Raw genomic sequence first — 22061 nt, forward strand, 5'->3', positions numbered from 1 at the left:
GTGTCAGGCACCCCCCGCCGCGCGGCGCCCGGCGACCCGGAGGGTGACTGCGGCCGCCACGCCCGCCGCCAGGCCGAAGGTCAGCGCCGCCGGGACCCCGACGCCCAGGGCGGAGGAGAGGTACAGCAGTCCCCAGCGCAGGCCGGAACCGTCCAGCGCCACCCGCAGCAACTGCGAGACGACCAGCCCGAGGACGGTCGCGCAGACCGCCCCGACCGCCATCGCGGGGAACGTGGCCCGCGTCAGCATCGCGGGCAGCCGCCGCAGCGTCCACCACACCACGGCGAGCAGCAGCAGGTCGGCGGCGCGCGCCAGGAGCCAGTCGGTCAGCGCGCCGCCGGACGGGGTCGTCCAGGCACCGAGGAGCAGCCACTGGCGCAGCAGGTCGCCCGGCTCGGAGAGCAGGCCGATGCCGGGGGAGTAGGTCTGGAGGGCGGCGGCGACCGACTGGTACGAGAGCACCACCAGGGACACCGCGACCACCGCCGTCCCGACGGTCGCGGCCAGACGGCCCGCACGCGCCGGGACGGCCGCCTGGGGGAGCGGGTCCGCGCCCTTGGCCGTGATGCGCGCCGTGAGCACCGTCACCACCGCCGCGAGCAGCGCGGCCACCGCGACGGCCTGCCGCCCGGTGGTGATCACCGAGGCCAGTTGGGGCAGGAAGCGGTAGCTGCCGTGCCCGCGCGAGGCGATCAGCCACGGCGCGGAGACGGTCACCGCCAGCGTCCCCGCCACCAGGCCCCATGCCCACACCGCGAGCAGCGTGGCGGGCCACCGCCTGTGCACCGGGGGCAGCCTGCGCAGCAGGAGGAGCGCCCCGGGCACGAAGAACGCGAAGACCGCGGCGAACCGGATCTGCAGCCCGGTCCTGTACAGCGTGAGGTAGTCGGTGCCGCCCGTCGGCGCGCCGAAGGGCTGCCCCCAGCCCGGCGGGTCGTACGACCAGGGGGTCAGCCACGTGCCGAGTTCCGCGGCCGCCCGGCCGCCGATCACGTCGACGGTGCCCGGCAGGTTCAGCGCGTGCGCGCTCGACCCCGCCCACCACAACAGCGCCGTGAGCAGCAATCCCCCGGTCAGGACCGGTATCGCCGCACGCCGGTAGGTCATCTGCAGTCCCCCGCTTCGCTCGTTCGTCCAGCGGGCGTCGATCATAGGGGCACTCCGTTCCGGCTCCCGGACGGGGTGAGCCCGCCCCTCCGGATCCCGCAACTCCCGGGCGCCGGCCACCGCGCCGGCCGCGGGCGACGGTGTCCCGGCCGCCACCAGCGGTTCGACGTCCCCCCCCGTGGCCCGTACGTCAACGACATCGCACGCACTTCGTGCCTCCCCACGCCCCGAATTCCGGTTACGGCGGGCGATTCTGCGGCACCCGCGGGGCCTTGCCGCAAGCCCCCCGGTGCGCTGTACGTTGGGAACGGATTGGAGTCCACGACCTCCTTTCCTTTTCTTTTGCGCGCCCGCGCCGGAGCCCGCCGGAGGGGCGTCCCGGCACCGTCAGAGCGCCGAGGCCCAGGCCCTGCCCCGAACGCGGGAAATCCCCGTACCGCAATTGCGGTACGGGGATTTCCTCACGTATATTGAGTGTTTCTGTGCGCGCACAGAAACGGCCCCTCATCGGGGGCCACTGGAAACAGCATATCGGACAGGGAGCGAATGTGTCAACTCGCGAAAGAGTCGAACTGCAGAAGGAGCAGGAATTCATCGACCGGCTCTACGAGCGGGTCGACACGCTGCGCGGGGTCGCCGCCCGGCACGTCGACGACGCGCTGTCCCCGGTGGGCAGCGGCATGCAGGCCCGTCTGGAACGCGATGTCCTCGTCGCCGAGCGGTCCGGGCTGCTGGCGGCCCTCAACGCGGTCGACGGCTCGCTGTGCTTCGGCCGGATCGACCTCACCGGCGGCGCCGCGCACCACATCGGCCGCATCGGGATCCGTGAGGACGACACCGACCACACCCCGCTCCTGATCGACTGGCGCGCACCGGTCGCCCGGCCGTTCTACCTCGCCACCGGGCACACCCCCATGGGTCTGCGCCGGCGCAGGCACATCACCACCGAGGGCCGCCGGGTCACCGAACTGCACGACGAGATCCTCGACCTCGAGGACGACGACCGCAGCGGCTTCGAGGACCGCACCGGCGACGCCGTGCTGCTGGCCGCCCTCAACTCGGCCCGCACCGGCCGCATGGCCGACATCGTGCGGACCATCCAGGCCGACCAGGACCGCATCATCCGCGCCCCGCACCGCGGCGTCCTCGTCGTCGAGGGCGGCCCCGGCACCGGCAAGACCGCGGTCGCGCTGCACCGGGCGGCCTTCCTGCTGTACGAGCACCGTGAGCTGCTGGCCAAGCGGGCGGTCCTGATCGTGGGCCCCAACCCGGCCTTCCTGCGCTACATCGGCGAAGTGCTGCCCGCCCTCGGCGAGACCGGCGTCATGCTCGCCACGCAGGCCGAGCTCTTCCCCGGCGTCCACGCACGCGGCACCGACACCCCGCGCGCGGCGGCCGTCAAGGGCGCCGCGGGCATGGCCGAGGCGCTCGCCCTCGCCGTTCGCGACCGCCAGGCGCTGCCCGAGCCCGGCGCGCCGGTGGTCATCCGGCACGACGACGGCGAACTCGTCCTGGACTGGGAGATCGCCTACCAGGCCCGTGAGGCCGCCCGCGAGACGGGCCTGCCGCACAACCTGGCCCGGCCGTACTTCGCGTTCCACGTCATCGACGCCCTCACCGCGCAGCTCGCCGACCGCATCGGCGCGGACCCGTACGGCGGCCCCAACTTCCTCGGCCCGGACGACCTCGCGCAGCTCGGCAAGGGTGTAGCCGCCAGTCAGGAGGTGCGGGCGGCCGTCGCGGAGCTGTGGCCGATGCTCACCCCCCAGGAGTTCCTCGCCGGCTACCTGGCCGAGCCGGCGTACCTGCCGGACGGGGACGCCGCGGCGATCCGTCGCGCCCCCGGCGACGGCGAGTGGACCCCGGCCGACGTGCCGCTCCTGGACGAGGCGGCCGAACTGCTCGGCGTCGACGACAGCGCCGCACGGGCCGCCGCCGAGGCCGAGCGCCAGGAGCAGATCGCCTACGCGCAGGGTGTCCTGGAGGTGTCGCGCGGTTCGGAGTCCTTCGAGTTCGAGGACGGGGAGTCCGAGGTCCTGGCGGCCCACGACATCATCGACGCCGAGCGGATGGCCGACCGGCAGGAGGAGGCCGACCACCGCAGCGCGGCCGAGCGGGCCGCCGCCGACCGGACCTGGGCGTTCGGGCACATCATCGTCGACGAGGCGCAGGAGCTGTCGCCGATGGCGTGGCGTCTGCTGATGCGCCGCTCCCCGACCCGCTCGCTGACCCTCGTCGGCGATCCGGCGCAGACCTCCGAGGAGGCGGGCGTCGGCTCCTGGGACAAGATCCTCGGGCCGTACGTCGGCGACCGCTTCGAGCACGTGCGGCTGGGCGTCAACTACCGCACGCCCGCGGAGATCATGGACCTGGCCGCGCAGGTCGTACGCGCCGAGGACCCGGCCTTCGAGCCGCCCCGCTCGGTGCGCTCCACCGGCGAGAAGCCGTGGACGCGGCACGCCGGTACGGATCTGGCCGGCGCGGTGGCCCGGGCCGTCGAGGAACTCACCCCCGACGAGGGGCGCCTGGCGGTGATCGCGCCGCGTGCGCTGCACGAGGAGATCGCCGCCCCGCTCGACGGTGTCACGCCCGGTGCCGAGCCCGACCTGACCCGGCCCGTGGTGCTGCTCGGCCCCCGCGAGGCCAAGGGGCTCGAGTTCGACCACGTGCTGGTCGTGGAACCCGCGGAGTTCGGGACCAGCGACCTGTACGTGGCCCTGACCCGGGCCACCCAGCGCCTGGGCATCGTCCACCGCGAGGACCTGCCCGAGTCCCTGCGCTGACCGCCGCCACGCCACCCCTTCACGACCCCGGCGCGGCGCGTCCGCGCCGCGCCGGGGTCGTGAAGGGGCGTCCGGTCCGCCCCCGCCTTTCCCGCGCGGCGAGGCGGCGCCACACTGGGCGCGTGAATCCCGACGTCCCGCCGGTCCCGGACCGGCCCTCGCCGCAAGCTCCGCGGACGATGACGGCCGACGAGAGCGTCGCCGCGCCTCTTCGCCGGCTGGCCGCGCTCCGGCAGCGGTCGGGTGCGAGCGCCGTCGACCTGTGCGAACCACCCACCCCGTCCGCGCTGCGGCGGCTCGCGCCCGAGCTCGGGCTGCACACCCCGGACCTCTTCGTGATCGCCGGGGTCGACGTGCCCGGCGACCTCGCTCCGGTCGACCCGACGGCCGGACGCCACCTTCCGGATCTCGTCCGGCACGCGGTCGCCCTGCCTCCGCGACAGCGGACCGTCCTGCGGCGGTACGTGGCGTCGCTGCCGCAGCAGGAGCGCGTGGCGCCTCCCCCCGGACCGCCGCCGTACCAGGGGCACCCGGACGGCCCCGGCGCCCTGCTCATGCGCCTGGTACGGAACCGCAACCTCGGCTGGACGGCAACGGCCAAGACGTTCTTCCTGGTCACGGGCCGCTACTGGGCGGCGTCCACCTACGGACGCGTGGGCAGCGGCACCGTCGCGCTGACCGCCGAGCTCCTCGCCGACTTCTGTGAGGTCCTCGACGTGCCCTCCGACGACCTGGCGGCCGTGACAGGCGTGGCGCTTCCCGAGCCCGATGCGTCCCCGACCGCGACGGCAGGCACCGCCGGTGTCGCCGAACTCATCTGGGACGTGCGCCGTCTCACCGAGCGCCAGCTGCTCGCGGTCACGGACCTCGCGGAAGCCATGCGGCGATAACCCGGCTGCGCGGGCCGGATGCGCGGTGCGAGCCTGCGGCGGCAGCCGGTACCGGTGGGAACGTGCCCTGACCGCCCTCCCGCCCCGCCGACCGGCCGCCCGAAGGGCGGGGCTAGTACCAGTTGTTGGCCTGCCAGAACGACCAGGCTCCGCAGGGGCTGCCGTAGCGGCTGTCCATGTACTTCAGGCCCCACTTGATCTGCGTGCCGGGGTTGGTGCGCCAGTCGGCGCCGGCGGAGGCCATCTTGGAGCCGGGCAGGGCCTGGACGAGACCGTAGGCGCCCGAGGAGGAGTTCGTCGCGGTGTAGTTCCAGCCGCTCTCGTGGGTGACGATGTTGGAGAAGCACTGGTACTGCGACGCGTCGCCGATGAGCGCCTGCGCCATGGCCTGGACCTCGGCGACGGTGTACGAGGCCTTCACGACCAGCGCGGCGCGGGCTGCCGCCTCGGCCTTGCGGTCGGCCTCGGCCTTCGCCTCCGCGGCCTTGCGGGCGGTGGCGTCCCTGCCGGCCTGCTTGCGGGCGGCCTGCTCGGCGGCCTTCCTGGTGCCGGTGTCGGCGGCGTCGGACTGCGCCTTCACCTGCTGGGTCAGGGACGCCTGCTGGACCTGCTGGCCGGCGGGTATGTCCGCGAGGACGGTGCCGGTGTCGGTGGCGGCGACGGGCTGCACGCTCGCCTGGCTGCTCGTGGCGACGCCGACGACGGCGCCCACGGAGGTGACCGCCGTGGCCGAAGCCACCGCGATCCCCCGGACCGAGATCCGGCTCACACGGTTTCCTTCCAGCGTGGCCCGTTCGGTGACCTCCCGGACGCGATCGTGCCCGTGCCGCCAACTCCGTTGCCCCGTACGCGAGTACGTACGGTTGCGCCGAGGGCAGGGCCTGACTGGAGCGACAGCCTGCCGTAGGGAAAGGCCCAAGGCAATTCCCCCGGCACATTTCCTTACACGCGCATCATCGGCCCCGGCGGTCCCTCCCCGTATCCACCGAAACAGCCGGCGGCCTTCAGTGGCCGGTGAGTTCGCCGGTGAGCTTGCCGTGGAGGTCGGCGCCGGGCCGGTCGAGGCCGACGATCTCGTCCGCCTTGCCGCGCTGGGCGTACTTCGTCTCGACGGCGTCCAGCGCGGCGACGGAGGACGGCCGCCACCCTTCGTGCCCGCCCGACCGGCCCCGGCCGGCCCTGAGCGGGCCGTCCGCACCTACACCACCGGCCGTTCGCCCGCTACAGCACTCTCAAATCCGCCTCTGAACCCCGGCCCGGAAGGCTTCGACCACCCCCGGCGGTGGGCACGTACCCGGCAGAGGCACGGGGGGAGAGGCCATGGACGAGGCAACGGCGGTCCGGCTGGAACCGCACGAGATCGCGATGCTGCGCGGCGGCCCCAGAGCCGCCCTGACGGTGGCCGTGGTGGCGCTGCACCTGCGCGGCGCCGTGGAGTCCGGCCGGCCGGGCACCCTGCGCCGGGAGCCGTCCCCGGAGCAGGCGGACCCGCCGCCGCACCGCCATCCGCTGGAGAAGGCGGTACGCGTCGGGCTGTACCGGCCTGCGGGGATCAGGGAACTGCTCGGCCGCGCGGTCGTGCGCAAGGCGCTGTCGCGGATGCGGGCGGAGCTGGCCGGGGCGGGGCTGCTGCGCCTGGTGCGCGTCAGCCCGACCCGGGCCGCCCGCCGGTATGTGGCCGACCTGCGGCGGAACACACCGATGCCCGAACACCGCGCGGGGCTCGCGGAGCAGGACGTCCTGCTCGCGGTCGCCCTCTACGGCGACCCCGCGCTGACCGCGCTCGTCCCGGCCTTCACCGCCGAGGCCGGGCTGACCGGCCGGGGAGCGGCCGCCGACGAGGGCCTGTTCCCGTTCGGCCGGCACGAGTTCCTGCGCTGGCGCGCCGACTACCCCGAGGACGGCTCGGGTTACGGCACCGACGGCGGCGCGGGCCACGGCGGCCACTCCGCCGACCACTCCGGCGGCGGCTTCGGCTGCGGCGGAGGGGGCGGCGGTGGGGGCGGCGGTTCGGACTGACGACGTCGCCGGCGCGCGGCAGCGGTCAGAAGCCGAGGGACTTCGTCGTGTAGGCGCACTCGGTGTAGATGTAGCCGGACTGGAGCCTGGCCGTGTCCGACGCCGGGCTCGACCCGTCGGACGACGTCGACTTGTGCAGGAAGTACGTGGTGCCGACGGGCAGCCGGATGGTGCGCTGAGGGTAGTTCCTGCTGCTGTCCTGGCAGGGCTTGAAGCCCGCCAGCGAGGGCGTCAGGAGGGAGTACGAGGTGCAGCCGCGGCAGGCCTTGAGCGTGAGGCTGCCGGTCACCGGCCCGGTGTAGAGCACCGTGATCGGGTTGGGGCTGTCGTTCTTGATCGTGACCGAGATGCTGCCGCCGGAGGCCAGCGTGGGCAGCCGCTTGCCCGCCGAGGGGATCTCGTCCGCGACCTCCGCCGCGATGGCGAACTTCTTGGCCAGTGCCCGGTTCCCGGCGTTCTTGTTGTCGGCGACGTACGCGTTCATCGTCTCCCGCGCCTCGCCGAAGTCGCCCTCCTTGTACTGGTCGACCCCGCAGGCGTACACCCCCGAGTCGGCGCTCCTGCCGGCCCGGGCGGCGGAGGCGGCGACGGCCTCGGCGGCGTCCCCGGTTCCGGCGTTCAGGCCCCCGGCCTGGGTGCCGAGGGTGCGCAGCCGGTCGACGGCGGCGCAGGGGTCGGAGCCGCGGACGCCCTTCGCGGCCTTGTCCACGGCCGAGTCGACGGCGGGTGCGACCTTCGCGGCCTGCTCCGAGTCGGGGAAGGTGCCCAGGAGGTCACCGAAGTTCCCCGTCCAGTCGGCGTCCTCGCCGCCCAGCCGCTGCGCACCGCACTCGTAGAGGGAGGTGGCCAGGCGGTCGTCGGGCCATGCGGCGAGCGTGCCGAGTGCCTGCCTGCCCATGGTGGCGGGGACCGTGCGCAGGTATGTCAGCGCCGGGATCGCCGTGCAGTAGTCCTGCTGTTCGTAGGCGGCGCCGACGGTCGTGTAGTAGGTCTTCAGCCGGTCGGGCACCCGGGCGGCGGCCCGGGAGTCCGGGTGGCCGGATCTGATCTCCCGGTACTCGCGCAGGGCCTTGCGGTAGTCGGATTCGGCCACGTTGAAGGGTCTGCTCCCGCCCGCCCGCACCAGCCGGTCGGCCTGGTCGAGCCGGTCGAGGAGCGCCTGCTCGTTGGCCTCGTCGCGGGCCATGTCGTACAGCACGACACCGCCCGCCGGCACCGCCAGCAGCACCAGGCCGAGGGCGATGGCCAGAGGAGAGCCGGTGGGCCACACCAGCCGGGTGCGCAGACCGACCACGGCGCCGTGGACGGCCGCGGCCAGGAGGAGGATCAGGTAGGCGACGACCAGGCCCACGGGCACGCCGTCCGGGTCCGCGGGCAGTGCCACCAGCAGCAGGATGCCGGTCGCCGACCAGCACGCGACCATGAGCGCCCAGCGCCGGGTCAGGGCGTAACCGAGGCCGAGGCCGCTGAGGTTGAGCAGCCCGACCGCCGCCGCCCGCAGCCCGTCCGGCGGGGCGGGTGGCGGGGTGGAGGGCATGGGCGGAACGGTGAATCCGTAGCCGTAGCCGTACGTGGCCCCGTGCGGTTGCTCGGACATGGCGGCTCCCCCCGTCAGCACTGCCCGCATGCCTGCAACGTGTCAGTGTACGGACAGTAGCCGGATCTCGACAGTGAGTTCGAGGGGCGGAATCGGGCCACAGGGCCGCATGGCGGCGGTGCGGCCGGGGCCGGCGCCCGGGCGCCGGCCCCGGCGGGTCAGACGGCCTTGAAGGGCGCCCGGTAGGACTTGCGCAGGGATCCGGCGGCGACAGGGAGCAGCGTCGCGAGCACCTTGCCCTTGAGCGTGCCGGGCGTGCGGGTCAGCTCCACGTCGACCCGGGTGCCGTCCCCCTCGGGGGTCAGCTGGAAGACCCATCCGCCGCCGGGCCCGAAGACCTTCGAGTCGTGCGTGGCGATCACGACCCGTCCCCTCTCGGCGTCCCAGTCGTAGCGCGCCCGCTCCCATGCGGACGCGGTGCCCTCGGTCACCTCGGCCCAGGTGTCGCCGATGGCGTGGACCGTGAGGTGCTCGGCGTCGATGGTGGGCCAGTTCCGGGCCCGTGCGGGACCGAAGTCGGTGAGCACCGCCAGCGCCTCGGCCGGGCTGAGCGAGGAGGTCAGGTGAAAACGTACGACAGCCATTGCGGCGTCCCCCACATCAAAAGTAACCGTTCTGAACGGTGACGACCTTGGCACGAATGGAAATCACCTGTCAAGACAGTGACGTACCGGTGGGTCACCGGTTAGGATGGTGATGTGAACCATGCCTTTCCCTGCGGGACGCTCGCCCTCGACTTCCTGGGCACGCTGCGCGCACGACGCAATGCGGTGCCCACGGAAAAGCTCGCCACGCCCGGGCTCCTCGACTCCTGGTTCGTCGAGTCCCGGATGCTCGACAGCGAGCCCGGCGCAGACGCGTCGGACCTCGCGGCGGCCGTGGAGCTGCGAGAGTCGATCTACGCCCTGGTCGAGGCGCGGCTCGACGGCGCGGCGCTGCCCGCCGAAGCGGTCGCCGCGGTCAACCGCCACGCGGCACAGGCCCCCGTCGTGACCCAGCTGGCCCCCGACGGCACGAGCCGCTCCGGCTCCGCGGCACAGGGCCTGGCCGCCCTCGCCCGCGAGACAGTCGAGATCATCGGCGGCGACGAGGGAACACTGCTGCGCGAGTGCGCCCGCCCCGAGTGCACCCAGGTCTACCTCGACCACTCCCGGGGCCGCCGCCGCGAGTGGTGCGCGATGCGGACCTGCGGCAACCGCGTCAAGGCCGCCGCCTTCCGCGCCCGCCACCGCACCACGGCGTGATGAGCTGAGCGAGCAGCCGGCGTACTTCTTCGGGCGTCAGAACCCGACGAGGAGGTGACGGGGCCCGCGCAGCATGGCGTTGCGCCGGTAGGGAGGCGGGTCCTGCAGCAGGGTCGCCGTGCCGAGGCCGGGGAGGAGCGCGCCGAGCGCCGCCTGCGCCTCGATGCGCGCGAGCGGCGCGCCGTAGCAGAGGTGGATGCCGCTGCCGAAGCCGAAGTGCTCGTTGTCCTTGCGGGCGGGGTCGAAACGGTCGGGGTCCTGGAACCGCAGCGGGTCGCGGCTGCCCGAGGCGAGCGCGAGGATCACGGACGTCCCCTTCGGGATGACGGTCCCCGCGATCTCCACGTCGGCGAGCGGGATGCGCTCGCGCAGGTGCACCGGCGGCTCGTACCGCAGCAGTTCCTCCACCGTCTCCGGCAGCAGCTCCGGTTCACGGCGGAGCCGTTCCAGCTTGTCGGGGTGGCGCAGCAGCGTCAGCACGCCGTTGGTGATCAGGTTGACCGTGGTCTCGTGCCCCGCGATGAGGAGCAGGATGGCGGTCATCGCCAGTTCCTCGCCGGTGAGCCGCAGCTCCGGATCCGGTTCGTTGACGAAGTCCGAGAGCAAGTCGCCGGTGGGCCGGCCGCGGCGCTGCTCCGCCAGACCGAGCAGGTACGCCCCCATCTCCATCCGGGCCTTGCGGCCCGCCTCGGCCCGCGCGGCGGTGTCCTCGCCCGGGCTGATGTCGGCGGAGGCGACGAGCAGGTCCGTCCACTCCCGGAACCGCGGCTCGTCCTCGCGCGGGACCCCCAGCAGCCGGCAGATGACCGTGACCGGCAGCGGGTAGGCGAGGTCGTCCACGATGTCGACGTGGTCGCGGCCCCGCAGCCCGTCGACCAGCTCCCCGGTGAGCCGGGTGATCTCGCCCCGCATGGCGTCGACGCGCCCGGGGCTGTGCGGCGGGCCGAACGGGCGCATGGCCAGCGTACGCAGCCGGTGGTGCTCGGGGTCGTCGAGCCGCAGGAACGGCAGGTGCTGGGTCTCCTCCGACGCCGCGGGGGCGGGAGTGGTGCGGTTGCGGGGGTCCGCGCTGAGCCTCGGGTCGTGGAGCAGGCCCACGATCTCGTGGTAGGTGCCGACCAGGTAGCTGCCGTCCGTCTGCCGCACCACGGGCCCGGCCTCGCGGAGCTCCGCGTAGAGGGGGTACGGGTCGGGGCGGCTGGCGTAGTCGGTGATCCGTTCCAGCAGGGTCTCGGCGGTCATGCGTGGTGGCTCCTCGTGGATGGGCGGGGGCGGGTCACCTGGTGGGCTTCGCCAGGACCAGCCGCCGGTCCGGCAGGTACCCGGTGAGCGCGACGGTGGGACCGTGCGAGAGCCTGCTCGGGTCCGGCACGTCGGAGGGGAGCGGGACCTCGGCCGCCGCACGCCGGTCCGCCGCCCCCGGCGGAGGCGGGAACGGGGCCGCGGTCTCGATGAGGCGCTCGTAGTACTCCAGCGACTTGGCCATGTTGACCGTGACCGCCGCGGTCACCCGGCCGCGGTAGCCGTAGACCATCACCAGTCGGCGCGCCTCCAGCGAGCCCTGGGCGATGACCACCTGGTCGGAGAAGGTGGGGACGCCCACCGACTTGATGTTGTAGCCGAACTGGCTCGACCAGAACGTCGGGACCGAGAGGTGCGGACGCCGCAGCGGCCCCGGGCTGATCATGTTGTGCGCGGCCACCTCGGCCTGGTCCACCGCGTTGCGCCAGTGTTCGAGGGAGAGCAACTGGTACTCGTACAGCGGGTGCGGGAAGCGTGAGACGTCACCGGCCACGAAGACGTCGTCCGTGACGATCCCGTACATGTCGAACGCCCGGCACCCGGCGTCGCAGGCGATCCCGCGCGGATCCGCGGCCAGCCCCGAATCCGCCAGCCACTCCACGTTGCGGACCGCGCCCATGGCGACGATGCAGACGTCGGCGTCGACGCGGGTGCCGTCCGACAGGTCCGCCCCGGTGAACCTGCCGTTGCCGCGCAGCGAGGTGACGGTCACGCCGCAGCGCAGGTCCACACCGTGTGCCCGCTGCATGGCGGCCGCGAGCTTCGACAGGGTCCCGCCGAGCGCGCCCACCAGCGGGGCGGGGCCGCGTTCGGTGACCGTGACCTCCAGACCGCGCTCGCGGCAGACCGACGCGATCTCCGAACCGGTGAAGCCCGCGCCGATCACCAGTACCCGGCGCGGCCCGGCCGACAGCCGCTCGGCCAGGCGCGCGGCGTCGTCGCTGGTGCGCAGCGTGAACACTCCGTCGAGGGCGGCCTCCTCGGGAACGGGCCAGGGCCTCGCCCGCGTCCCGGTCGCGATCAGCAGCCGGTCGAACGGCAGCGACGAACCGTCGCCCAGCAGGACGCGCTTGCCGACCGGATCCAGTCCGGTGGCGCCCACCCCCAGCCGCCACTCCGCCTCCGGGTCACGGCGCATCGGCAGCCCTGTGGAGTACGCCGACGCCTTGCCGAGCAGTACGTGCTTGGACAGCGGCGGCCGGTCGTACGGCGGGTGGGGCTCGTCCCCCACGACGGTGAGTGAACCGGCGAAGCCCTTCTCGCGCAGCGCCTCCGCGGCCCGCAGTCCGGCCAGGGACGCACCGACCACGACGATCCGGCCCTCCTTCAGGTCACCGGACACCGGCGCTCACCTCCTCGCCGACCAGGATCGCCTGCACCGGGCAGGCCGCGGCCGCCTGGCGCACGCGTTCGTACTGGTCCTCCGGAACCGCCGGGTCGTACAGCAGTGCCTCCTCGCCGTGCAGTTGGAACACGTCCGGCGCAAGGAACACGCACTGTGCATAGCCTTGGCAACGGGTGAGATCCACGACAACGCGCATGCCCAGCCACTCTCTCCGGCCCTCTGATGTCCCTTCATTGGTAAGCCCTGCGGGGGCGCGGCGCGCGTCCGGCTACTCCGCCAGGATGCGGCGCCGCCGTGGCGGGGCCAGGCTGGGCTGGTGCCATGCCGAGTGATCGTCTACCCGCCGTCGGGCAGTGGCGGCCGCCGCGTGCGGTGCGACGGCAGGATCCTCGGCCTCGCCTACAGCCCCCGCGACGTCCTCGCGCTCGTCCGCCGGGCCGGGCTCCGCATGCGCCTGGGCGACCTGTACGACAGCGACCTCGTCGAGTGGCGCGGCGCCGGCCCGACGACCTGGTGACGGGGGTGCGTGGCGGTGGCGCCGGCGCGGTTACGAACGCGGCCAGAGCGGCCGCATCACGCCGAGGTCGATCACCGACACCCACTCGGCCGACGGGATCGGCCGCTCCAGCACGAACCACTCGTCCGGACGCCCGTCGAAGCGGGTCGCCGCCAGCGCCTCGGCGGACCCGGCGGGCAGCCTCGTACCCGCCCAGGCATGCCACCGCCGCGCCTCCGGCGCCGGAACCTCCACCGTGATCCGCACCGTGCGGTCGCGGAAGGGCCCGGGCAGCGACCCCGGGCTCGGATCGGTGGTCAGGTGCACGGCCCGTGCCAGTTCCGGTACGTCGTCCAGCCCTTCCGGCCAGGTCGCCCTGATCTCCGCGTCTGCCGAAATCAGCGGCCACAGCCCCGGCCGCGTGAAGTGGAAAAGCAGCATGCCGGGACCCTACTGGCATGTCACCGCCGCGTATGTTTCCGGCATGTGACGACGAGCGCCGCCCTTCCGACGCCGCAGGTGCACGGCGGCGGCCGGGGCACCCGCCGCCGCGGCCCAGGCGAGTCGCAGTCCCGGATCGAGGAGTTGCCGCGCTCGGAGGAGACCTTCGTGGAGGACCTTTTCAGCGATCTGCTGGACGCGTCGGGTTTTCCGGCGGCGACTCGGACCACACCGCAGCCGGGGAAGACGGCGTCCTGCCGAAGGACCGGAGCCCCCGGGCGAGCGCCTCGTGGTGATCTTCGGACCGGCGGGGACGTCCTGTTACAGCTTGGTCATGAGTTGAGCCAGGACCCATGACGTGCGGGCGCCAGGGTGATCGCCGACGCGTCGCGATCCGCGCACCGTCGGCTGATCTCCGCACGCTCGAAAGGCACGACATTGATCGCTCTCGTCTTCGGAGGGCACGTGTTGTACCTCCTTCTCGTCGCCCTCGTGTCCGCCGCGGTGCTGGGGGTCGTCGCGTCCGCCCTGCGCGGCCGTTCCGACCGGCCGTGGACCTATGCGGCCTGGGCGGCCACGACCACGGCCACGCTGTTCCTGACCCTCTGGCTAAGACCTGTAGGCACAGGGGCGGTCAAGTGCACCGTGAGCAAGGACGTGTTGGAGTCGTTCGGGACGACCCAGGGCTGGATGAACGTCGCGCTGTTCGTGCCGATCGGATTCTTCGGAGTACGCGCGGCCCGGCGTCCGCTGCAGCCCGTGCTGCTGTCCGTCCTCCTGGCCGGCGGCATCGAGACCGTCCAGGCGTGCCTTCCGGTCATCGGCCGCTACTGCGACACCAGCGACTTCGTCACCAACGTCACGGGCGCCGTCGCGGGCGTGGGCGTCGGGTTCCTGTCCCTCCGCGTCGGCGCTTCGGGTCTGTCGCCCTGGCCGACGCGGCACCGCGGGCTCCTGGCCGCGACCGGGGCGGGATTCGTCGCCGTCGCCTGCGTGCTGTCGACCGTCGTCGACGTGCGTGTGGTCGACCACGCCGAGCCGAGCAGGCAGGCGTCCGCGGAACAGCAGGCGATGATCGGGCGGGCGATCCGCAAGGCGCTGGGCGACGACGTCAGGATCGGCCGCGTCTCGGACAACACGCCGTGCGGCGTGGACGGTGTGAACGAGGAGGTGTGGGCCGAACTGGAGCCGAACGGGGTCGCCTCCATGCGCTGGCCCGATCCGGACGGATTCCAGGTCGACGTGTCGATGGGGCCCCGAACCGAGGCCGCCGCCCTCGGGAAGCCGATCCCGGGCTCCGCCGGACCCGTCCGTGACGAGGCGGCCGCCGAGCGGACCGCCGGCCGCTATGTGGCCGCGCACTATCCCACCGCCGACACGAAGCGGCCCGCGGTGGACCGCGCCGACGACGGCATGGGCGAGACCTGGACCGTCACGTACCCCTACCGCGACGACCGCATGTCGGCCGTGACGTCGCTGGAGGTGAAGGTGAACTCCGCAAGCCGCCTCATCGGCGTCCGCCTCACCGCACCCGCCGGCGACAGCCGGAGGCACACATTCGCGCCCTGCGCCTGACCCGCCGCCAGTGCCCGGGGTGGGACCGGCGGTGGCGCGCAGGCGAAAGCCGGACCGGCCCGAGCCGTTGCTCCGACTCTGGTGGCTGATGGTCAGCGGGAATACGCTCCGACCATGGAACTGGGGGATACGGGGTTCGCGATCAGGGCAGCCGGGCCCGGCCGACTTCCGCCCGTCACGCTCGTTGCGATCCTGGTGATCTCCGTGCGACGGGGTTCCTCGCCGGACGACCAGGACTGAACGCGCGGACCGTGCGAGGCGCCGGAGCGGGAGGGGGACGGCCGGTGTCGGTGGCGGCGCCTAGCATCGGGCCGGACATCACGTTCGCCGCGATCACCAGAGCCACCGGAGGCCGCAGTTGCCCTCGATCCACGACTTCGAGACCTGGGAGCCCCTGTTGCGGGTCCTGCGGGCCGGCAACGCGCAGAGCCTTGCCGCCCCCGGCGGCTACGTGGCGGGACGGATCGGCTTCGGTTCGTGGAATGTGCCGATGCCGCAGAGGTTCCCGCCGCCCGGGCGGGCCCTCCAAGCCGAGGACATGCAGGACGAGTTCGACGCGGTGCGGCGGGTGCAGGGCGCTCTGCCGGACATCGGTGCGGACGACATCTCGTTCACCGCTGAGATCGAGCCGAGCGGGAGGACCGTCCTCCACCTGCACGGTCCCAGCGCCGCCGTGGAACCCGGGATCGGCAGCGCGCACCCGGGTGCGCTCGTCCTGGTCGAGGGCGCGGTCCCGGAGCCCTGGCGCCGCCTTCCCGAACCGGCGCCAGGGGCGACGCCGTCCCCGACGGCCGATCCGGCGTGGCTGGAACGAACGCTCCGCGAGCGGATCCCCGACGCCATCGGCGCCACCGAGGCGGAGATCGCCGCCGCCGAACGGCGCCTGGGTCTCGCGTTGCCCGACGAACTCAAGGCGCTGTACCGGGTGACGCGAGCGCGGTGGGCGGACTGGGGCGACGACTACGAGGCGGCGGAGCGGGTCTTCGGGGCGGTCGGCTGCGAGTTGCTGTCCCTCGACGAGATCTACGTCGCCGACGCGGCCGCACGCCCGTGTCCTTGGGAGTTCGCGGCCACCGAGGCAGTGGTCACCCCGCCCGACGCCGCCGTGCAGGGAGTGGTCGGCTCGCCCGGCTGGATCGCCTTCGGCGACAACGGGGGCGGCGACCGGATCGCGGTCGACCTGACGCCCGGCCCGCGTGGACACGTGGGACAGGTCGTCATGCTCAGCCACGAGGAGAACATCGGCGCCGGGCTGCTCGCCGACTCCCTCACCGACATGGTCGCCGATCGGGGCCCGCGCCACGTTCGCAAACGCCGGGCCGACGAGTCCGCGGCCGTGGCCTGGGTCAACATCCGGAGCCTGGCAAGCGTCCAGGCCGCCGCGCACCCCGAACTCGAGGTGCTGCACATCGGCGTCTGGGAGGATGAGCCGCTCAGCCTCGCCCCGGTCGTCGGACTGCCCCGCCTGCGGGCCCTCACGGCCTATCCAGGCACGCTCGCCGACCCGCTGGAGATCGCCAAGCTGGCCGGTCTGGAGTATCTGGAACTCGGCCCGGAGCAGTGGCGCGTCCTCCTGGACGCCGGGGCCGTCCCGCGCGGCCTGCTGGCCGCGGCCATCGAGGTGCACGGCACTCGGCACCCGCTCCCCATCGTGGACTTGGCCAACGAGATCCTCGCCCTCTGGGACCGCCCGCCGATCACGGTGACCGTCGTCGAAGGCCACCTCGGCCCCGTGGGGTAGCAGGCGGTGAGGCCGTCACTCCGGCGGCTGCGGGGCGTGGCGGTCCCAGCCGACCGCGATCGCCCAGGTGACGCCGGGGCTCGCGGTCACCTTGAGCCGCGTGGCGGCCTCGCGGGTCCGCATCGCGGCGCCGTTGAGGCTGCCGTCCGGCCGTTCGGAGCAGTGCTCCGTGGAGGTGCCGTAGCGGCCCGCGTCGACCGTGAGCGTGCCCCTGCCCTGGCACTGCGTCGCGACGTAGACCGTCCCGCCCGCGGGCTTCGCGGGCAGGGCCTGCTCCAGTCCGCCGCTGCGGCGTCCTGTCGACAGCCACACCGTGGCGTCGTCCAGGTCTTCCGACGGGTCCTGCCAGGCCGCGGCGGAGGGTGAGGACGCCGTAGCCGGCGCCGCCGTGCCCCGCCGTTCGAGCGCCCTGGATTCCGCCGTGGAGCCTGCCGTGCAGCCGCTCAGTACGAGGACGGACGCGACACAGCCGGCCAGGGCATGCCGCGGTACGCGATGGAACACATCAACCCCCGTGTGCGGTTCCCGATCGTCCGGATCATGCTGGCATCTCCGGGCTCAGCGGTACAGGACGTCCGTTCAGGAAGATCGGATGTATTCGCGCAACCGTTCGCGCGAAACCCTCTGAGGGGCAGTTCTTCGTGGACTCGCCGTACCCCGCGCCGCCGCCCGCACCCCCGCGGCCGGCGCTGGACGCGCCCAGCAGCGAGAGCTGGGTGTGGGGCGACCGCGAGGTGAGCTGCCTGTTCGGCAAGGACCAGGGCCCCTCAAGGGCTCGCTGCGGCAGGACGAGACCACGCTCGACGAGCACCAGGTCGCCTACCCGAAGGTGGTCAACACCTGCGACGCCAAGGCGGAGGCTCCGGAGGCGGAGTACGTCGAGGACGATCTGGACGCCTACAAGCAGTGGGCCGAGGACGTCAGGGCCGCCCTCGACGAGGAGGCGCGCCTCCTGCGTGCGCACGAGTGGCCCGCCGAGGTGAAGCAGCACGTGGCCGCGATCGACGCGGAGATCGCCGCGGCCCGCCCGCTCTGGGCCAAGGCCGCGAAGGCCAAGGACGCGGACTTGTACGACGACCACTACGAGGCTGCCGAGGACCTGTCGGGCAACGAGGCGGCCGTCAAGGCACGCGCGGCGCTGGACCTCGCCACGCCGGCCCCGGCGGTGAACGCGGAGGCGTGATCGCCGGACGGGCAGCGGACCGCGACGGACCCACGCTCACGGAGTGGTGCCACGGCATCAGGTGATTTCTTCTCGGGCTCCCGCACGGGCCCGCGTCAGTCCGCGCCGGGAGCCGGATCCGACTCGCCCGCGTCGTACGCCGTGGCGGGGCGGCCGCCACCCGAACGGCGCAGGCGATGCGTGCCCGCGGAGGGTCAGGCGGCGCCGTCGGTGCGGCACGGGTCCGTCACCCGAGCGACGGCCACCGGTCCTCGGCCCACTCCCGCCAGCCCGGCCACCCGCCGGGAGGGCCGCCCACGTCCCCTCCGGCCAACTCGGCGGCGTCGGGCTCCTCGAACAGCGCCCGCCAGCGCAGCAGGTCCGCCTCGCTCATCGGGAAGGTCCGCTCCGGGGTGGTGGCCTGGCGCCGGGCGACCCGGGCCGACTGGGTCTCGTGGTCCACCGGCACGTACACGAGCCGACAGGACCCGCCCGCCGACTCGGCCAGGTGGCGGATGGCCGATCTCTCGTCACGCGACCAGCACCCGAAGTCCAGGACCGCGTTCGTCCCGAGCGCCAGCGCCTCCAGGGCGAGCCGCAGCAGCAGCCCTTCCAGTACGTCGCGCCTGCCGTCAGCCTCCGACGTGCCGAACAGCGGGATCATCCACTCGTCCGGCGTCAGGCGCAGAGCGGCGTGCTCCCCGGCGAGCCGCCGGGCCACGGTGGTCTTGCCGGCCCCGGGCAGGCCGACCATCAGGAACAGAGAGGTCACCCGGCGATCCTGCCAGGGTTGGGACGGGGCCATCGGTGGCACGGCATCCGACCCCCATGGACCTAACGTCCGGCGTGCCGCGCGCCGGACGGCAGCGCATCGCGTCACGCTGCTGGCGTGATCGGCCGTGCGGTGAGCCGCCCGTCGCGACGTCCGGCTCGCAGGCCGCACACGGCATCCCCACGAAGGGCCTCAGACATGTCCGCTTCCCCCCTCGGCACACTGTCCCGCTCCGGCTCCCACGCCATCGCCGAGCACGCCGTTCCGCCGTACGTCCACGACGCCGCGCTGCTGCTTCTGCGGCTGGCGCTCGGGCTGACGATGGCGGGCCACGGAGCGCAGAAGCTGTTCGGCTGGTTCTCCGGGGTGGGCCTCGGCGGCGCCGGACGCGTCTTCACCTCCGCGGGCTACCCGGCGGGCAAGGCGATGGCGGTGATGGCCGGGCTCAGCGAGGTGCTCGGGGGCGTGGGCCTGGCCCTCGGGCTGCTGACCCCGCTCGCCGGGGCGGCGGTGGTCGGCGTCATGGTCAACGCCGTCGCCGTGAAGTGGGGCGGCGGGTTCTTCGCCCCGACGGGGGTGGAGTACGAACTCCTCATCGCCGTGCTGGCCGTCGTGCTGGCCGTCGTCGGGCCCGGCCGCTACGCGCTGGACCGCCACCTCCCGGGCGTGCGGGCCCACCGGGCCGGCAACGGCGTCGCCGCGGTCGTCCTCGGCGTGGTGCTGGGCGTGATCGTGCTGATGTTCCGCGGCTGATCGCCTCGCGGCGGCCCGCAGCCGTGTGAGGGGCCCGTCCGCCGGACGGGCCCTCACACGCTTCCCGCTAGCCCGCCACGGCGGCGACGAGGCGCTCGGCGACCTCCGCGGGTGACGGCATCGCGGCGATCTCGTCCCGAAGGCGTTGTGCCGCCACGGTGAACCCGGGCTCGGCGAGCAACCGGACGACCGCGGCCGTGACCGACTCCGGAGCCTGGTCGCCGATCGGCAGCGCCAGACCCGCTCCCGCGGCCTGCACCCGGAACGCCTGGCGCTGCTGCCCCGGCGCGCCCGGCACGACGACGGCCGGGATCCCGCGCGCCGCCGCCCCGAAGGTGGTGCCGGAACCGCCGTGGTGCACGATGACCGACACGTCGTCGAGCAGTTCCGCCGCGGGGACGAAGGTGACCATTTCGACCCGGCCCGGTTCCAGCCCGAGGTCGCCGACCGGGATGCCTCCGGAGGTGGCCACCAGGTCGACGTCCAGCGCGCTCAGCGACCGCAGCAGCGGACCGAGCGTGGGCGCCGCGTCGCGGGTGGTGCTGAGGCTGACGAGCACACGGGGCCGGCCGGTACCGGGGACCCTGGCCGCGCGGGGCGTGCCCTCCGGGCCCTGGTGGGGCTCGGGCCGCAGCGCGATGCGCTCGAGGGGCGGCAGCGCACCGTCGCGCTGCAGGCCGGGCGGGCAGACGTCCAGCAGCCAGCGGCCGGACGGCGCGTGGGCCGGGGCCTGCAGACCGCGGTCGAGGTAGCGGGAGTGCGCCGTGGAGGCCATGGCGTCCAGCACGTCGGGCTCCAGCGCCGGATCGATGCCCATCACCGCGGACGGCACCTTGAGCACGGCGGCGACGAGCGGGCCCACGAAGTCGCAGTGCTCGGACACGACCAGGTCCGGCTCCCACGCGCGGGCCCCGGCGAGCGCCTCGTCCACGGCCAGGTCGACGCGCGCCCCGGCGAAGAACTCGGCGACCAGCGCCGGCGACGGACTGGTCATCATGTCGACGCCGCTGCGGCGGGTCACTTCGGCGATCGCCACGTCGACGGTCGGACCGGCGGGGATGAACTCAAAGCCCTCCGCGCCGACCGGGTCGGCCATGGCGGCGGCGGAGACGAAGGCGACGTCGTGCCCCTGCGTCCGCAGCGCGCGGGCGAGCGGCAGCAGGGGCAGGAAGTGGCCGGTCAGGGGGGTGTTGAACATGAGGATGCGCATGGGTACCGAGATCACCTGTGTGCTTGTGCCGCGAGTGCGACCGCTGAGGGGCGGACCGTCTTCGCGGCGCGACTCCCCGGCCCGGTGCTGCCCTGGACCCGGAATTGATTGCGGGCACAAGTATATGTGGGCTATTTGTCGAAGCAAGGACCCCCCCTGTGGGCGGCCCGACGGGGTTGTCGGTGCCGCCTGGCACGATCGCCACATGATCGAAGCCGACGACCTGATCGTGCGCGTGGCGGCCAGGGCCTCCGCCGCCGCCGGGACCCTGCCCGCGCCCGCCCGGGCCGCGCAGGTGGAGGAGGCCGAAGCCCTTCTGGGCTTCGCGCTACCGCCGCTGCTCGCGCGCCTGTACACGGAGGTGGCCGACGGCGGCTTCGGGCCCCTCGGGAACGAGCTCTTCCCGCTGGCAGGGAAGGGTCGCACGGCGGTGAGCGCGTATCGGGCCGAGCGGGGGGAGCCGCAGGCGTCGGACTCCCCGCACTGGCCCGAGGGCGTGCTGCCGATCCTCGACTGGGGCTGCGGCATGTACGGCGCGGTGGACTGCCTCAGCACATCCGGCACCGTCCTCGTCTTCGAGCCGAACGCGGACACCGGTGACCCGGCGGACGGCTGGTTCGTCGACCAGCCGGGCCTGGCCGACTGGCTGGAGACCTGGCTCGCCGGAGGCGGCTGGTACCGGCCCGACGGGCACGACGACGCGGAACTCCCGGAACCTGCCGGCTGGGAGGAGGCCGCCTCGCGACTCGCCGCCCCGCGGGTCGCCTAGGGTGTGGGCATGCCCTCCTCCGGTGTCGGTCCGGCCCGGCGGTCCCGTGATGCCGTGTCCGACGGGCGGCCGCCGTCCTCGGTGGATCGGGCCGTCACGGCGTTGTCGTGCTGGTGGCTGACCACTCTCCCCGTTCTGCTCACTCCCGTGATCGCCCACAAGCTGGGGTTTCCGCACGTACGGGATGATTTCGGCAGGTTCTTCGGGACGGCTGCCCTGATCAGTGCCGTGCTCGCGCCCCTCCTGGGGTTCGTGGTGGCCCTCGTCGCACGCCGGCGGAGAGCTCGCGGGCGGTTCGTCGTGATGGGAGCGGTGTCCGGTGTGCCGGTGCTCTTCTTCTGGGTCTTCGGAGTGCTGCTCGCCGAGTGCCCTGACGGTTATCACTGCTGACAGCCGATGAGTTCCGCCTGGCGCGCGAGTCTGCGGTGGAGACCGTCGTGGACAGCCGTACGACGCTGCCCGACGACCGGGGCCCGACCGGCCCCCGGGCACCGGCTCGTCGCCTATTGCGCCGAGGAGGGGAGCCCCGACCGTGACGCGATGGCCCTCCTCGACATGATCGGCGCCCAGCGGGCCACCGCGACCGCCGATCAGGACGCCGGTGCCGGTGCCGGCGAGGGCGACGCGCGCCGCCGGCCCTACGACGCCCTGCCGGCCCCGCGGCGCCGGCGGGACACCCCGCGGTAGACCGGCCACAGGCTCACCAGGACCAGAAACGCCCCGGTGAGAGGCCAGCCGAAGGACCCGCCGTCGCGGTACTCCCGTATGAAGGCGAGGAGCAGTAGAGCTGACGTGGCCAACCCCGCCCAGTCGCCACGGTCAGTTCGGGTTCGGCCCGCCGCGTGGGGTGCAGGC

23 protein-coding genes are annotated in these 22061 nt (G+C 73.6%); 12 read left to right on the plus strand and 11 right to left on the minus strand.

The features are described 5' to 3' along the window. Window positions 1-3 precede the first annotated feature (3 nt). Window positions 4-1107, minus strand: coding sequence for a hypothetical protein (locus OIE69_RS34890; RefSeq protein ID WP_326581499.1), 1104 nt, complete (start codon window positions 1105-1107; stop codon window positions 4-6). Between the two features lie 572 nt (window positions 1108-1679). On the opposite strand from OIE69_RS34890, the gene OIE69_RS34895 reads away from it, so the two are divergent. Together OIE69_RS34895 and OIE69_RS34900 are read left to right on the plus strand one after the other, a co-directional pair. Then, window positions 1680-3890 carry a HelD family protein gene (locus OIE69_RS34895; RefSeq protein ID WP_326581500.1) on the plus strand — a complete coding sequence of 737 codons (2211 nt, stop codon included), beginning with the start codon at window positions 1680-1682 and terminating at the stop codon, window positions 3888-3890. A 122-nt stretch (window positions 3891-4012) separates the two neighbouring features. After that, window positions 4013-4780: a hypothetical protein gene (locus OIE69_RS34900; protein ID WP_326578614.1), complete on the plus strand. Its 768-nt coding sequence runs from the start codon at window positions 4013-4015 to the stop codon at window positions 4778-4780. Between the two features lie 112 nt (window positions 4781-4892). On the opposite strand, the gene OIE69_RS34905 is transcribed toward OIE69_RS34900, so the two are convergent. After that, the gene (locus OIE69_RS34905) at window positions 4893-5549 is read right to left on the minus strand and encodes an aggregation-promoting factor C-terminal-like domain-containing protein (RefSeq protein ID WP_326578615.1); all 657 of its coding nucleotides are present in this window, start codon (window positions 5547-5549) and stop codon (window positions 4893-4895) included. Window positions 5550-6100: 551 nt separating this feature from the next. On the opposite strand from OIE69_RS34905, the gene OIE69_RS34910 reads away from it, so the two are divergent. Then, window positions 6101-6799 (plus strand): TIGR04222 domain-containing membrane protein, encoded by a 699-nt coding sequence (locus tag OIE69_RS34910; RefSeq protein WP_326578616.1) that lies wholly within the window; start codon window positions 6101-6103, stop codon window positions 6797-6799. A gap of 25 nt (window positions 6800-6824) precedes the next feature. Here OIE69_RS34910 and OIE69_RS34915 read toward each other — a convergent pair whose 3' ends face one another. After that, window positions 6825-8396: a hypothetical protein gene (locus tag OIE69_RS34915; RefSeq protein WP_326578617.1), complete on the minus strand. Its 1572-nt coding sequence runs from the start codon at window positions 8394-8396 to the stop codon at window positions 6825-6827. 158 nt (window positions 8397-8554) lie between these two features. Continuing rightward, the gene (locus tag OIE69_RS34920; RefSeq protein ID WP_326578619.1) at window positions 8555-8980 is read right to left on the minus strand and encodes a hypothetical protein; all 426 of its coding nucleotides are present in this window, start codon (window positions 8978-8980) and stop codon (window positions 8555-8557) included. A 114-nt stretch (window positions 8981-9094) separates the two neighbouring features. Here OIE69_RS34920 and OIE69_RS34925 point away from each other — a divergent pair, with 114 nt between their 5' ends. After that, a complete protein-coding gene (locus tag OIE69_RS34925) occupies window positions 9095-9640 on the plus strand; it encodes a CGNR zinc finger domain-containing protein (protein ID WP_326578620.1) in 546 nt (181 codons plus the stop codon). A gap of 36 nt (window positions 9641-9676) precedes the next feature. On the opposite strand, the gene OIE69_RS34930 is transcribed toward OIE69_RS34925, so the two are convergent. The 3 genes from OIE69_RS34930 to OIE69_RS34940 are packed head-to-tail and all read right to left on the minus strand — an operon-like array spanning window position 9677 to window position 12483. Beyond that, a complete protein-coding gene (locus OIE69_RS34930; protein ID WP_326578621.1) occupies window positions 9677-10882 on the minus strand; it encodes a cytochrome P450 in 1206 nt (401 codons plus the stop codon). Between the two features lie 34 nt (window positions 10883-10916). Beyond that, a complete protein-coding gene (locus tag OIE69_RS34935; protein WP_326578622.1) occupies window positions 10917-12284 on the minus strand; it encodes an NAD(P)/FAD-dependent oxidoreductase in 1368 nt (455 codons plus the stop codon). Continuing rightward, entirely contained in the window at window positions 12274-12483 is a 210-nt protein-coding gene (locus OIE69_RS34940; RefSeq protein ID WP_089224740.1) for a ferredoxin, read from the minus strand. Before OIE69_RS34940 ends, OIE69_RS34935 begins: the two co-directional genes overlap by 11 nt. Before the next feature lie 120 nt (window positions 12484-12603). On the opposite strand from OIE69_RS34940, the gene OIE69_RS34945 reads away from it, so the two are divergent. Continuing rightward, on the plus strand, window positions 12604-12804 hold the full coding sequence (locus OIE69_RS34945) for a hypothetical protein (RefSeq protein ID WP_106435009.1): 201 nt from the start codon (window positions 12604-12606) through the stop codon (window positions 12802-12804). Window positions 12805-12834: 30 nt separating this feature from the next. Here OIE69_RS34945 and OIE69_RS34950 read toward each other — a convergent pair whose 3' ends face one another. Then, window positions 12835-13224: a hypothetical protein gene (locus OIE69_RS34950; RefSeq protein ID WP_326578623.1), complete on the minus strand. Its 390-nt coding sequence runs from the start codon at window positions 13222-13224 to the stop codon at window positions 12835-12837. A 465-nt stretch (window positions 13225-13689) separates the two neighbouring features. On the opposite strand from OIE69_RS34950, the gene OIE69_RS34955 reads away from it, so the two are divergent. Both OIE69_RS34955 and OIE69_RS34960 read left to right on the plus strand, forming a co-directional pair. Further along, complete coding sequence (locus OIE69_RS34955; protein ID WP_326578624.1) at window positions 13690-14799, plus strand: VanZ family protein; 1110 nt, start codon at window positions 13690-13692, stop codon at window positions 14797-14799. A gap of 358 nt (window positions 14800-15157) precedes the next feature. Further along, window positions 15158-16540, plus strand: coding sequence for an SMI1/KNR4 family protein (locus OIE69_RS34960; protein WP_326578625.1), 1383 nt, complete (start codon window positions 15158-15160; stop codon window positions 16538-16540). A gap of 15 nt (window positions 16541-16555) precedes the next feature. Here the strand turns inward: OIE69_RS34960 and OIE69_RS34965 are convergent, their stop codons facing one another. Then, window positions 16556-17044, minus strand: a complete 489-nt coding sequence (locus OIE69_RS34965) for a hypothetical protein (RefSeq protein ID WP_326578626.1) — start codon at window positions 17042-17044, stop codon at window positions 16556-16558. Window positions 17045-17258: 214 nt separating this feature from the next. On the opposite strand from OIE69_RS34965, the gene OIE69_RS34970 reads away from it, so the two are divergent. Beyond that, window positions 17259-17723 (plus strand): hypothetical protein, encoded by a 465-nt coding sequence (locus tag OIE69_RS34970; RefSeq protein WP_326578627.1) that lies wholly within the window; start codon window positions 17259-17261, stop codon window positions 17721-17723. A 226-nt stretch (window positions 17724-17949) separates the two neighbouring features. Here the strand turns inward: OIE69_RS34970 and OIE69_RS34975 are convergent, their stop codons facing one another. Further along, window positions 17950-18474: an AAA family ATPase gene (locus OIE69_RS34975; RefSeq protein ID WP_326578628.1), complete on the minus strand. Its 525-nt coding sequence runs from the start codon at window positions 18472-18474 to the stop codon at window positions 17950-17952. Between the two features lie 198 nt (window positions 18475-18672). On the opposite strand from OIE69_RS34975, the gene OIE69_RS34980 reads away from it, so the two are divergent. Next, the gene (locus OIE69_RS34980; protein WP_326578629.1) at window positions 18673-19227 is read left to right on the plus strand and encodes a DoxX family protein; all 555 of its coding nucleotides are present in this window, start codon (window positions 18673-18675) and stop codon (window positions 19225-19227) included. Window positions 19228-19294: 67 nt separating this feature from the next. On the opposite strand, the gene OIE69_RS34985 is transcribed toward OIE69_RS34980, so the two are convergent. Then, a complete protein-coding gene (locus tag OIE69_RS34985; RefSeq protein ID WP_326578630.1) occupies window positions 19295-20437 on the minus strand; it encodes a glycosyltransferase in 1143 nt (380 codons plus the stop codon). A gap of 205 nt (window positions 20438-20642) precedes the next feature. Here OIE69_RS34985 and OIE69_RS34990 point away from each other — a divergent pair, with 205 nt between their 5' ends. The 3 genes from OIE69_RS34990 (at window position 20643) to OIE69_RS35000 (ending at window position 21893) form a co-directional block, all read left to right on the plus strand. Further along, window positions 20643-21206 carry an SMI1/KNR4 family protein gene (locus OIE69_RS34990; protein ID WP_326578631.1) on the plus strand — a complete coding sequence of 188 codons (564 nt, stop codon included), beginning with the start codon at window positions 20643-20645 and terminating at the stop codon, window positions 21204-21206. A gap of 9 nt (window positions 21207-21215) precedes the next feature. Further along, the gene (locus OIE69_RS34995; RefSeq protein ID WP_326578632.1) at window positions 21216-21596 is read left to right on the plus strand and encodes a hypothetical protein; all 381 of its coding nucleotides are present in this window, start codon (window positions 21216-21218) and stop codon (window positions 21594-21596) included. Between the two features lie 150 nt (window positions 21597-21746). Beyond that, window positions 21747-21893, plus strand: coding sequence for a hypothetical protein (locus OIE69_RS35000; RefSeq protein ID WP_326578633.1), 147 nt, complete (start codon window positions 21747-21749; stop codon window positions 21891-21893). Window positions 21894-22061 lie beyond the last annotated feature (168 nt).

The sequence above is a fragment of the Actinacidiphila glaucinigra genome, from assembly GCF_035918135.1.
GTDB lineage: Bacteria > Actinomycetota > Actinomycetes > Streptomycetales > Streptomycetaceae > Actinacidiphila > Actinacidiphila glaucinigra.